The following is a 12,968-nucleotide window of genomic DNA, read 5'->3' on the forward strand; positions in this document are numbered from 1 at the left end:
GTCGACAAATCACAATTTGCTTGTGAGATAGCTATAAAAGTGTGGAGAAATAGCTTGAAATTTAGTATAATATAGCTAAACTATTTGTTTAAAGTGAGAAAAAAATGGGAAATTTTAGCTTTCTTTTAAAAAATGACGAATATGAATCTTTTTCAAAACCTTGCATTGAAGCTGAGAATATGATTGCTACATCAACTGTGGCTACTGCCTTTATGGCGCGTCGTGCTTTAGAGCAGGCTGTCCATTGGATATATAGTCACGATTCATATTTAGAAGCTCCCTATCGTGCTACTCTATCTTCTTTAGTATGGGATGATGATTTTAGGGATATCGTAGATTCTGAACTCCACAAGCAGATAGTTCTGTTGATTCGGTGGGGAAACCATGCTGCTCATGGTGGTGAAATTAAGGAACGAGAAGCTATTTTAGCTTTGCATCATTTGTATCAGTTTGTTAATTTTATCGATTATTGTTACAGCAATGAGTTTGTGGAGCGTTATTTTGATGAGAAGTGCTTACCACTTTCAGCAAACATCAAATACCGAGAAACTCCACAATCTATGATAAAGTTACAAGACAGTTTACCAGAACTGCCTGATTTTCATGAACAGATGGCTGCTCAGTCCGTAGAAGTTCAAGAGACTTATACTGAAAAACGTGAGACTGCAGCGCAACGGCAAGATGTGCCTTTCCATATTGATCAATTATCTGAGGCAGAGACAAGAAAGCTCTTTATTGATATCGATCTCCGTCTAGCAGGATGGATATTTGAAGAAAACTGTCGTGTTGAGATAGCTGTTGATGGTCTCAAGCACGGTTCAGGAATTGGTTACTGTGACTATGTACTTTATGGTAAAAATGGGAAAATTTTAGCGATTGTGGAGGCTAAAAAAGCCTCTGTCAATCCAGAAGTAGGGGAAGTACAGGTCAAAGAATATGCTGAAGCTCTGGAGAAATATATCGGCTATCAGCCAATTTGCTTTATTACAAATGGCTTGAAGCACTATATACTTGATGGTCCAAACCGCCGCCAGATTGCAGGCTTTTACTCTCAAGAAGAATTGCAATTAGTGATGGATAGACGTCATCTTCAAAAACCACTTGAGGATATTTCTAGTAAAATTAGGGACGATATTTCCGGGCGTCACTACCAAAAACATGCGATTGCAAGCGTTTGTGAAGCTTTCTCTAATCATCGTAGACAGGCACTTTTGGTTATGGCAACTGGGGCTGGGAAAACTCGTACAGCAGTTTCTCTAGTTGATATCTTATCACGTCATAACTGGGTAAAAAACGTTCTCTTCTTAGCCGATAGAACTTCCTTGGTTAAGCAAGCCTATGATTCGTTTAGGAAATTACTCCCAGATCTTTCCGTTTGTAACTTCTTAGAAGATAAAGAAGGAGCTCAATCAAGTCGCATGGTCTTTTCAACTTATCCGACTATGATTGGAGCGATTAGTGGTCAAGAAGAAGTAAATCAACGTCCTTTCACTGTTGGGCATTTTGACCTTATCATAATTGACGAATCTCACCGTTCTATTTATCAGAAATACAAGTCCATTTTTGATTATTTTGATGCAAGGATTGTAGGCTTAACAGCTACTCCGCGTCAAGATTTAGATAAAAACACCTATGGATTCTTTAATTTGGAGAATGGTGTTCCAACATATGCATATGATTTGGAAGAGGCTGTTAAAGACGGATATTTAGTAGCCTATCATTCTATCGAAACCAAACTGAAACTACCTACGGATGGTCTACATTATGATGATTTGTCCGAAGAAGAAAAGGAACATTTTGATAGCAAATTTGAAGACGATAGCTGTGAAAAAGATATTGATGGGAGTGTGTTTAATTCCTTTATTTTCAATAAAAGTACAGTAGAAATTGTTTTAAATGAACTCATGACAAGAGGAATTCAGACAGCCTCGGGTGATGAAATTGGTAAAACTATTATTTTTGCTAAAAATCATGATCATGCGGAATATATCAGAGGTATTTTTAACAACCGCTATCCTGAAAAAGGGAGCGACTATGCTCAGGTGATTGATTATAGTATTAAGCATTATCAGACCTTGATTGATGATTTTAAAATTAAGGAGAAGTATCCTCAAATTGCGATTTCTGTCGATATGTTAGATACAGGTATTGATGTACCAGAGGTTGTTAATTTAGTCTTCTTCAAGAAAGTACGTTCTAAAACTAAGTTTTGGCAGATGATTGGTCGAGGAACCCGTCTATGTAAAGATTTATTTGGACCTGAGCAGGATAAGGAAAACTTCTTGGTATTTGATTATGGGGACAATTTTGATTATTTTCGTGCAGATCCAAGAGATGGAGAGGGTCGTCACATTGTTTCTTTGACTCAGCGTTTATTTAATATCAAAGTGGACTTGATTCGAGAACTTCAGGGACTCCAATACCAAGAAGATCAGTTTGCGAGAGCATACCGTCAGGAGCTTGTTTCAGAACTTCAAGGTCGTATAGAGAGCTTAAATGAGTTGGACTTCAGGGTTCGTATGGTTTTAGATACAGTTTATAGCTATAGGAAATTAGAAAGTTGGCAGAATCTAACTGCTGTTACAAGTGAAACCATTCAAAAAAATCTCTCTCCGCTTTTATTTGATGAAGATAAAGAAGATGAGATGGCGAGGAGATTTGATTTGTGCTTACTTCATATTCAGTTAGGGCAACTGACAGCTAAATCTTCTACTGTTCATATTTCCCAAGTGATGAAGACGGCTAGAGCTCTTTCTGCTATTGGCAATATCCCGCAGGTTTTTGAGCAGGCTGAAATTATCAGGAAAGTACAGGAGCCTGAATTTTGGAAAGAAGTTAGCTTGTCTGATTTGGAAAAAATTCGTCTTGCTATTCGAGATTTATTACAGTTTTTGGATAAAACAGACCGTAAACCCTACTATGTTAACTTTGAAGATCGTATACTCTCCACTGTTCACGAGACCACAGCATTTTTGCAGGTCAACGATCTTCGGTCTTACAATGAAAAAGTTGAGTATTATTTGAAAACTCATCTGGATGAAGAGTCTATTTCTAAGCTATACCATAATAAAAAGTTGACATCTGATGATATGCTTGCACTTGAAAAATTGCTCTGGGAAAAATTAGGTAGCAAATCAGACTACCAACATCATTATGAAAATAAGGCAATTCCGAGATTGGTTCGTGAGATTATTGGCTTAGATAGAGAGTCTGCCAATCGTATTTTTTCTAAATTTTTGTCGGATGAGAACCTTAATGCTAGGCAGATTTCATTTGTAAAATTGATTGTAGACTACATTGTAGAAAATGGTTTTTTAGAGACGAAAGTGTTAACGCAAGAGCCGTTTAAATCTTATGGATCTGTTCAACTACTCTTCCAACACCAACTACCAGTACTTCGTAATATTGTTCAAACCATTGAGCTCATCAATAATCGAGCTGGAGAAGCGGCTTAAATTCTAAAATGATTGCCATGCTTGAGACTCATTTAAAATTAAAAAGAGTAGAAATTTATGTTATATATGAGAAGTTTTATTAGGAAGAATGTCATCGTTTTCCTAGAATACAGTATCAGTTGTTAAGTGGCTGATAAATTTCAAAGTAGATACTTATACCACGATGTTTGTTGATCGAGTTATTAACAAAAGAGCTACTTTGATTTTAAAGAAATAGAAAACAAAAAGCCGAGCAAGAATTCAATTGCAGGAGAAAATGAAGTAATACTCAATGAAAATCAAAGAGCAAATTAGCCGCAGGCTGCTCAAAACATGGTTTTGAGGTTGTAGATAAGACTGACGAAGTCAGTAACCATACCTACGGCAAGCTGACGTTGACGCGGATTGAAGAGATTTTCGAAGAGTATAAATCTTCCTAGGATAAAGCAAAACGCATAGTATTAAGGGTTTTCAACACTTGATACTATGCGTTTTCTGATGTTAAAGACTTTCTACCAGGTTTTTTAAAGCATAATTGTTAGTTGTAGTCATTTATTATTCTTCAAAGAAAAATGGTGGGGCGAATTTTTTCAGATCTTCAAAGCATTTTTGAGCAGCATCTGCATCTTCACAGATGATAAGGCAAACATCATCACCACAAAGGGTTGCGATAATATCTTGGAAATCAAGAGCATCAATAATTGTAGCGAACGATTGTGCTAGACCAGGAAGAGTTTTGAGTAGGACTTGGTGCTGAATAGGTCGCAACATGATGAGGGCATCTTCCATATAGTTTTCCAAACGTTTTTCCCATTTTGAGATGGAACCATTGTTAAGAACATAATAAGCGTTATCCTCTTCGCGGACTTTTGATAGGTTCATATTTTTGATGTCGCGTGAGAGGGTTGCCTGGGTCACTTGAATGTCGTTCTCAGCAAGAAGGGACTGCAATTCAGCCTGTGTATGAATCTTGTTTTTTGCGACAAGAGCGCGTATGAGTTGGTGGCGGTGTTCTGATTTATTCATAATAATGTAACTCCTTTCAGCAAGGTAAGGTAAGCGTGGACTGAGCGAGGTCGACAGTCAAGTGATAGTCGGTATTGTCACGGATGGTGATTTCAAAGTCAGTCGTATAGAGGACTAAACGAAGAGTATCTCCTTCTTTTAGCTTATAAATAGTAGGTTGCAGTTCAAATTGCACATCCATCCATTCATCTGCAGTAACATCCTCTACTAACAGTAAATCATTTCTATTTTGTAAATTAAGGTAACCTTTTGTCATGACTCGTTGTGCATTTGGTCTAAATGGTAATTCACAGAGATTTTCCAACATGTGGTAGCGTCCATTATCAATGGTTTTAGCACTGATAATAGCTGGATAAGGTTGTAGGTATTTCTTCTGTCCAAATTCTAGCAGTTGGGCAGATAAGAGCCCCTTATTTGTACTGGATTTGATACGAAGATTAAGTTGGGCACGACCGTTCAAGTGAAGATCCTTAGTCACAGGAAGGTCAATAGTAATTTGATTTGTTTTCCCTTGATAGAGTTCCGTATTGAAGGTCTGGTATGTCTTACCATAACGTTCAAAATCCTTATCTGAGTACTGGTTTTGAATGACCTGTTCTTCTTGACCGAGTGAGAAGGTTTCAAAGTTTTCTTGCTCACCAAAGTTATCAAGAGATAACCAAGTCTGAGGAGCAGTATTGTCCTGCCAGATAACGGTCGGAAGTTGAAAATCTGTATCTTGTCCCAATAATTTCTTGGTTAATAAGGCATTCATGGATTCACGGAAGTCAATGGACTGCCAGTTGTTCATGTACACATGGGCGCCATTGTGGAAAAAGAGATGCTTGTTTATGTGAGCAGGAAGGGCATGGAACATCTGGTAAACATGAAGTGGTTTGACATTCCAATCCTGTGAACCGTGGGTAAAGACAACCTCTGCTTTTACCTTATGGGCATTGAGCAGATAATTACGGTCATGCCAAAACTGGTTATAGTCCCCAGTTTTTCGGTCTAGCTGAGCTTTCACTTTTTCTAAGTCAGTTTGGTGAGCTTCATTGCCACGGATATAGTCGCCAGCCAAGAGATTACGAGAGTAGGTTAGTTCAGCAAGGGAGTCAAAGTCCTCACCTGGATAACCACCTGGGCTAGTCACCAGACCGTTTTCACGGTAGTAGTTGTACCATGAAGAAATGCCAGCCTCAGCAATGATAACCTCTAAACCATCGACACCTGTAGTCGCCAGACCATTGGACATGGTACCTAGATAGGAAAGTCCAGTTGTAGCTACTTTTCCGTTTGACCAGTCAGCCTTGACTTGATGCTGGCGCGTGTGGTCGGTAAAGGCACGGCAACGACCATTGAGCCAGTCGATGACATTTTTATAAGCTTCGATTTGTTGGTAGTCTCCGTTAGTCATGAAACCAGTAGAGTCTTTAGTACCAACACCTGAAACATAGAGATTGGCAAAACCTCGTGGGAGGAAGTAGTCGTTGAGTGTATAGCTAGAGTTGATGTGACTTAGCTTTTCCTCAGCTTCTGACACAAGCTCAGCTTGGCCTTGAGGTTGGACGAGATTGAGTTGAGGTTCCTCTAGTTCAATCTTATGAGCAGGTTTCACCTCAAGCTCGCCCTCCATCTTGTAGAGAGCCTTATCGCTTGCCTTGTCATTTGTTCCCTGATGATAAGGACTGGCTGTCATGATGGCAGGGATTTGCCCCTCATAACGAGGACGAATAATGCTGACCTTGACTAAGTCTGGTAGCCCTTTTTGGTCAGTATCGACACGAGACTCAACGTAAACGACTTCACGAATGACATCATGGCTAGAAAAAGTAGCCAAACTCTTGCCGTTAAAGTAGTGGTAGTCATTATCCTCCGGAATAAGACCATCACTAACAAGTTGGTCGATAAGAGTATTCCCCTTTTTGGTGCGAGTATTGAGTAACTGATAGAGATTTTCAATCAAGTCACCGTATACAATAGGAAATCCAGTCTCCTTACGAAACGCTTCACTGTCTTCGAAGTCAACCAAATAAGAAAAGCCTAAAAGTTGAAAGGCGATAGTATAAAAAATATCTGCTGTCAAGTCTTTGTCAGATTTGAAAAAAGTTAATATGTTAGTTTCTTTATCTATAGCTAAGCAGGAGAGTGGATAGTCGGTGTTCTCATAAGTAAAAAATAAGCGACGTAAAAAAGTTTCCAGTAATTCCTTGGGATTGGCTGTATTTTGTAAATTAAAGCCACATTTTTTTAGTTCAGATAAGATATTTTCTTTTGGAAAAGTGACATAACTATATTGATTAAAACGCATAGAACCTCCATATAGAATGATAGTTAAGGTTATTATATCAAAAAAAAAGCAGAAAGGGAATTGTTAACTGCAAAAGGAAATAATCCAATAAAAATGAATAAAGTGCTAAATTCAATATAGAGAACAGTGTAATAATAGATATAATAGGTATAATATAAAAATTCTAGGAGATTTATATTATATGTTTTCTATTTTATACATAATATATTATAAAAATAAAAAATTACGACGAAATACAAATGAATAAAAAGTAAATTAGTAAGCTGATGAAATGTTTCTCAAGAGCAGCCTTTTATAGGTGAAAATGGTATAATATAGTGAGAAGGATAGAGGAGAAGTGTAAATTGATCGCACAACTAGATACAAAAACAGTCTATAGTTTTATGGAAAGCGTCATTTCGATTGATAAGTATGTGAGAGCAGCTAAAGAATACGGCTACACTCATCTGGCCATGATGGATATTGATAATCTTTATGGGGCTTTTGACTTTCTAGAGGTTACAAAAAAATATGGCATTCATCCTTTGCTAGGGCTTGAGATGACAGTGTTGGTAGATGAGCAGGAAGTGAATTTGCGCTTTTTAGCTTTATCTAGTGTGGGCTATCAGCAGTTGATGAAACTTTCAACAGCAAAGATGCAGGGGGAGAAAAGTTGGTCAGTTCTATCTCAGTATCTAGAGGATATTGCGGTAATTGTGCCTTATTTTGAAGAACTTGAGTTGTTAAATCTAGGCTGTGATTACTATATAGGGGTTTACCCAGAAACACTGGCCAGAGAATTTCACCATCCTATTTTGCCATTGTATCGGGTCAATGCATTTGAAAGTAAGGATAGAGAAGTTCTTCAAGTACTAACAGCGATTAAAGAAAATCAACCGCTCAGAGAAGTTCCCTTGCGTTCGAGACAAGATGTTTTTATATCAGCAACTTCTTTAGAGAAACTATTCCAAGAACGTTTTCCTCAAGCCTTGGACAATTTAGAAAAGCTTATTTCAGGTATTTCTTATGACTTGGATACTAGTCTGAAACTGCCTCGCTTTAATCCTGCTAGACCAGCAGTAGAAGAGTTGAGAGAACGTGCTGAATTGGGACTTACTCAGAAGGGGTTGACTAGTGAAGAATATCAAGACCGTCTAGACCAAGAATTGGCTGTTATTCATGATATGGGCTTTGACGATTATTTCTTGGTTGTCTGGGATTTGTTGCGTTTTGGACGTTCGAATGGTTATTATATGGGAATGGGACGGGGTTCAGCAGTTGGTAGCTTGGTTTCCTATGCTTTAGACATTACAGGGATTGACCCAGTAGAGAAAAATCTGATTTTTGAACGCTTTCTCAATCGTGAACGCTATACCATGCCTGATATTGATATCGATATTCCTGATATTTATCGTCCGGATTTTATCAGATATGTTGGCAATAAATATGGTAGTAAACATGCTGCACAAATCCTTACTTTTTCAACCTTTGGAGCCAAGCAAGCTCTGCGAGATGTCTTAAAACGCTTTGGTGTACCCGAGTATGAATTATCTGCAATTACCAAGAAAATCAGTTTTCGTGACAATCTCAAGTCAGCTTATGAGGGGAATCTCCAATTTCGTCAGCAAATCAATAGTAAGTTAGAATATCAAAAAGCCTTTGAAATTGCCTGTAAGATTGAGGGCTATCCAAGACAAACCTCGGTCCATGCGGCTGGTGTTGTGATCAGCGACCAAGATTTGACCAACTACATCCCTCTGAAGCATGGTGATGAAATTCCACTGACTCAGTATGATGCTCATGGTGTTGAGGCTAGCGGGCTTTTGAAGATGGACTTTCTGGGATTGCGAAATCTGACCTTTGTCCAGAAGATGCAAGAGTTGCTTGCTGAAACAGAAGGGATTCATCTGAAAATTAAAGAAATTGATTTGGAAGACAAAGAAACGTTAGCTTTGTTTGCATCTGGCAATACAAAAGGTATCTTTCAATTTGAGCAGCCAGGTGCTATTCGCTTGCTCAAGCGTGTGCAGCCAGTCTGTTTTGAAGATGTCGTAGCAACTACTTCTTTAAATCGTCCAGGTGCAAGTGACTATATCAATAATTTTGTGGCAAGAAAGCATGGTCAGGAAGAAGTGACGGTTCTGGATCCAGTGCTGGAGGATATTTTGGCTCCAACCTACGGTATTATGCTCTATCAGGAGCAGGTTATGCAGGTTGCCCAGCGTTTTGCTGGATTTAGTCTTGGGAAAGCCGATATCCTACGTCGAGCTATGGGAAAAAAGGATGCCTCTGCCATGCATGAGATGAGGGCTTCCTTTATTCAAGGTTCATTAAAAGCTGGACATACTGTGGAAAAGGCAGAGCAGGTCTTTGATGTCATGGAGAAGTTTGTAGGTTATGGATTTAATAGATCTCACGCTTATGCCTACTCAGCCTTGGCCTTCCAGTTGGCCTATTTCAAAACACATTATCCAGCTATTTTTTATCAGGTCATGTTGAATTCTGCCAACAGTGATTACTTAACAGATGCCCTAGAAGCAGGCTTTGAAGTAGCGCCTCTGTCCATCAACACCATTCCCTATCACGATAAAATTGCCAACAAGTCTATCTATCTAGGTCTGAAATCGATTAAGGGAGTCAGCAAGGATTTGGCATTTTGGATTCTTGAAAATAGACCTTATTCTAGCATTGAAGATTTTATAGCTAAATTACCTGAAAATTATCTGAAACTTCCCTTGCTAGAACCTTTGGTAAAAGTTGGTCTTTTCGATTCATTTGAAAAAAATCGTCAAAAAGTATTCAATAATTTAGCTAATCTATTTGAATTTGTGAAAGAGTTAGGAAGCTTGTTTGGTGATACAATTTATAGTTGGCAGGAATCGGAAGATTGGACGGAACAAGAAAAATTCTATATGGAACAAGAGCTTTTAGGGATAGGTGTCAGCAAACATCCCCTACAAGCTATTGCGAGTAAGGCTATTTATTCGATTACACCAATCGGAAATTTATCAGAAAATAGCTACGCTATTATTTTGGTTGAAGTTCAGAAAATAAAAGTAATTCGTACCAAAAAGGGTGAAAATATGGCTTTCTTACAGGTGGATGATAGTAAGAAAAAATTGGATGTCACTCTCTTTTCAGACTTATATCGTCAGGTTGGGCAGGAAATAAAAGAGGGAGCCTTCTACTATATAAAAGGAAAAATCCAGTCACGTGATGGCCGTCTGCAAATGATTGCACAAGAAATAAGAGAAGCAGTTGCTGAACGCTTTTGGATACAGGTAAAAAATCATGAATCGGATCAAGAAATTTCGAGAATTTTAGACCAGTATAAAGGCCCAATCCCAGTCATCATCAGGTATGAAGAAGAACAGAAAACAATCGTTTCCCCTCATCATTTTGTAGCTAAATCCAATGAATTAGAAGCGAAATTGAATGAAATCGTTATGAAAACGATTTATCGCTAAAAATACGGAAAATAGAAGAATTTTAAAATCAAATGTGGTATAATCAAGAAGAATGTTAAAAGAAAAAGGAGCATAAACCAATATGAAACGTATTGCTGTTTTGACTAGTGGTGGAGACGCCCCTGGTATGAACGCTGCTATCCGTGCAGTTGTTCGTCAAGCAATTTCAGAAGGAATGGAAGTGTTTGGTATCTATGACGGATATGCTGGTATGGTTGCCGGTGAAATTCATCCCTTAAATGCGGCTTCAGTAGGAAACATCATTTCTCGTGGTGGTACTTTCCTTCACTCAGCTCGTTACCCAGAGTTCGCTCAACTTGAAGGGCAACTTAAAGGGATTGAGCAATTGAAAAAACACGGCATTGAAGGTGTAGTTGTTATCGGTGGTGACGGATCTTACCACGGTGCTATGCGTTTGACTGAGCATGGTTTCCCAGCTATCGGTCTTCCAGGTACAATTGATAACGATATCGTTGGTACTGACTTCACAATCGGTTTTGACACAGCGGTTACGACTGCTATGGACGCTATCGATAAGATTCGTGATACATCATTAAGTCACCGTCGTACTTTTGTCATCGAAGTTATGGGGCGTAACGCTGGTGATATCGCTCTTTGGGCTGGTATCGCAACTGGTGCTGATGAAATTATCATCCCTGAAGAAGACTTCAAAATTGAAGATATCGTAGCAAGTATCAAAGCTGGCTATGAATGTGGTAAAAGACACAATATCATCGTTTTGGCAGAGGGGGTTATGTCAGCAGATGAATTTGCTCAAAAACTAAAAGAAGCTGGAGATACGACCGATCTTCGTGTGACAGAACTTGGACATATTCAACGTGGTGGTTCTCCAACTGCGCGTGACCGTGTATTGGCGTCACGTATGGGTGCCCATGCCGTTAAACTTCTTAAAAAAGGTATCGGTGGTGTTGCGGTAGGTATTCGTAACGAAAAAATGGTTGAAAATCCAATTCTTGGTACTGCAGAAGAAGGAGCATTGTTTAGTTTGGCAGCAGACGGTAAGATTATTGTAAATAATCCACACAAAGCTGATCTTGACCTGTCACAATTGAACAATTGCTTGTCATAATTCATAATTTAGTTAATAAGACCAAAAGGTCATATATATAAAGGAGTCACAAAAAATCATGAACAAACGTGTAAAAATCGTTGCAACTTTGGGTCCTGCGGTAGAAATCCGTGGTGGTAAAAAATTCGGTGATGACGGATACTGGGGTGAAAAACTTGATGTTGAAGCTTCAGCTAAAAACATTGCTAAATTGATTGAAGCTGGTGCTAACACATTCCGTTTCAACTTCTCACACGGTGACCACCAAGAACAAGGTGACCGTATGGCAACTGTTAAACTTGCTGAAAAACTTGCAGGTAAAAAAGTTGGTTTCCTTCTTGATACAAAAGGACCAGAAATCCGTACTGAATTGTTTGAAGGAGATGCAAAAGAGTACTCTTACACAACTGGTGAAAAAATCCGTGTTGCGACTAAACAAGGAATCAAATCAACTCGTGATGTGATTGCATTGAACGTTGCTGGCGCTCTTGATATCTATGATGATGTTGAAGTTGGTCGTCAAGTTTTGGTTGACGATGGTAAACTTGGTCTTCGTGTGGTTGCTAAAGATGATGCAACTCGTGAGTTTGAAGTTGAAGTTGAAAATGATGGCGTAATTGCTAAACAAAAAGGTGTTAACATTCCTAACACTAAAATTCCTTTCCCAGCTCTTGCTGAACGTGATAACGACGATATCCGTTTTGGTCTTGAACAAGGTATCAACTTCATCGCGATTTCATTCGTACGTACTGCAAAAGACGTGAACGAAGTTCGTGCAATCTGTGAAGAAACTGGAAACGGACATGTTCAATTGTTCGCTAAAATCGAAAACCAACAAGGTATCGATAACTTGGATGAAATCATTGAAGCAGCTGATGGTATCATGATCGCTCGTGGTGACATGGGTATCGAAGTACCATTCGAAATGGTTCCAGTTTACCAAAAAATGATTATCAAGAAAGTCAATGCTGCAGGTAAAGTTGTTATCACTGCAACAAACATGCTTGAAACAATGACTGAAAAACCACGTGCAACTCGTTCAGAAGTATCAGACGTATTTAACGCTGTTATCGACGGAACTGACGCTACAATGCTGTCAGGCGAGTCTGCAAACGGTAAATACCCACTCGAGTCAGTAACTACAATGGCTACAATCGACAAGAACGCTCAAACTCTTCTTAATGAATACGGACGTTTGGATTCAGATTCATTTGAGCGTAACTCTAAGACAGAAGTAATGGCTTCTGCTGTTAAAGATGCGACTAACTCAATGGATATCAAATTGGTTGTAACTCTTACTAAGACAGGTCATACTGCTCGTTTGATTTCTAAATACCGTCCAAATGCTGACATCTTGGCATTGACATTTGATGAATTGACAGAACGTGGCTTGATGTTGAACTGGGGTGTTATCCCAATGTTGACAGATGCTCCATCTTCAACTGACGATATGTTTGAAATCGCTGAACGTAAAGCGGTAGAAGCAGGTCTTGTTGAGTCAGGCGATGATATCGTTATCGTTGCTGGTGTGCCAGTAGGAGAAGCTGTTCGCACAAACACAATGCGTATCCGCACAGTACGTTAAGAAAAATATAAAAACCTATCATATCCAGCTTTAGAGCTTGTGTGATAGGCTTTTTTTGTATAGAGGGTAGCAAAGAGGCAAAACTTTCATAATGGATTGATACTCTTCGAAAATCTCT

At 38.8% G+C, this 12,968-nt stretch carries 6 protein-coding genes and 1 pseudogene; 5 read left to right on the forward strand and 2 right to left on the reverse strand.

Annotation, left to right across the window (positions count from 1 at the left end; translation table 11 throughout):
- Together HT720_RS00810 and HT720_RS00815 are read left to right on the forward strand one after the other, a co-directional pair.
- Positions 1 to 75, forward strand: a pseudogene (locus HT720_RS00810) (type I restriction endonuclease); the annotation flags it as partial.
- Positions 76 to 104: 29 nt separating this feature from the next.
- On the forward strand, positions 105 to 3,455 hold the full coding sequence (locus tag HT720_RS00815) for a DEAD/DEAH box helicase family protein (RefSeq protein WP_173274422.1): 3,351 nt from the start codon (positions 105 to 107) through the stop codon (positions 3,453 to 3,455).
- 534 nt (positions 3,456 to 3,989) lie between these two features.
- Here the strand turns inward: HT720_RS00815 and HT720_RS00820 are convergent.
- Both HT720_RS00820 and HT720_RS00825 read right to left on the reverse strand, forming a co-directional pair.
- A complete protein-coding gene (locus tag HT720_RS00820; protein WP_173274423.1) occupies positions 3,990 to 4,460 on the reverse strand; it encodes an arginine repressor in 471 nt (156 codons plus the stop codon).
- A 16-nt stretch (positions 4,461 to 4,476) separates the two neighbouring features.
- Positions 4,477 to 6,750, reverse strand: a complete 2,274-nt coding sequence (locus HT720_RS00825; protein ID WP_173274424.1) for a Xaa-Pro dipeptidyl-peptidase — start codon at positions 6,748 to 6,750, stop codon at positions 4,477 to 4,479.
- 344 nt (positions 6,751 to 7,094) lie between these two features.
- Between HT720_RS00825 and HT720_RS00830 the strand changes: the two genes are divergently transcribed.
- The 3 genes from HT720_RS00830 to pyk all read left to right on the forward strand — a co-directional run bounded on the left by HT720_RS00830 (position 7,095) and on the right by pyk (position 12,850).
- On the forward strand, positions 7,095 to 10,196 hold the full coding sequence (locus tag HT720_RS00830) for a DNA polymerase III subunit alpha (protein ID WP_173274425.1): 3,102 nt from the start codon (positions 7,095 to 7,097) through the stop codon (positions 10,194 to 10,196).
- A gap of 82 nt (positions 10,197 to 10,278) precedes the next feature.
- Complete coding sequence (pfkA, locus tag HT720_RS00835; RefSeq protein WP_000820871.1) at positions 10,279 to 11,286, forward strand: 6-phosphofructokinase; 1,008 nt, start codon at positions 10,279 to 10,281, stop codon at positions 11,284 to 11,286.
- A 58-nt stretch (positions 11,287 to 11,344) separates the two neighbouring features.
- Positions 11,345 to 12,850, forward strand: a complete 1,506-nt coding sequence (gene pyk, locus HT720_RS00840) for a pyruvate kinase (protein WP_173274426.1) — start codon at positions 11,345 to 11,347, stop codon at positions 12,848 to 12,850.
- Positions 12,851 to 12,968 lie beyond the last annotated feature (118 nt).

Origin of the sequence: Streptococcus sp. 68 (assembly GCF_013277415.1) — a bacterium.
In the GTDB taxonomy this organism is placed as follows: Bacteria; Bacillota; Bacilli; order Lactobacillales; family Streptococcaceae; genus Streptococcus.

Coding starts and splice junctions, on each gene's coding strand:
- pyk (WP_173274426.1), top strand. CDS start 11,345: ATGAACAAACGTGTAAAAATCGTTGCAACTTTGGGTCCTGCGGTAGAA.
- HT720_RS00825 (WP_173274424.1), bottom strand. CDS start 6,750: ATGCGTTTTAATCAATATAGTTATGTCACTTTTCCAAAAGAAAATATC.
- pfkA (WP_000820871.1), top strand. CDS start 10,279: ATGAAACGTATTGCTGTTTTGACTAGTGGTGGAGACGCCCCTGGTATG.
- HT720_RS00820 (WP_173274423.1), bottom strand. CDS start 4,460: ATGAATAAATCAGAACACCGCCACCAACTCATACGCGCTCTTGTCGCA.
- HT720_RS00815 (WP_173274422.1), top strand. CDS start 105: ATGGGAAATTTTAGCTTTCTTTTAAAAAATGACGAATATGAATCTTTT.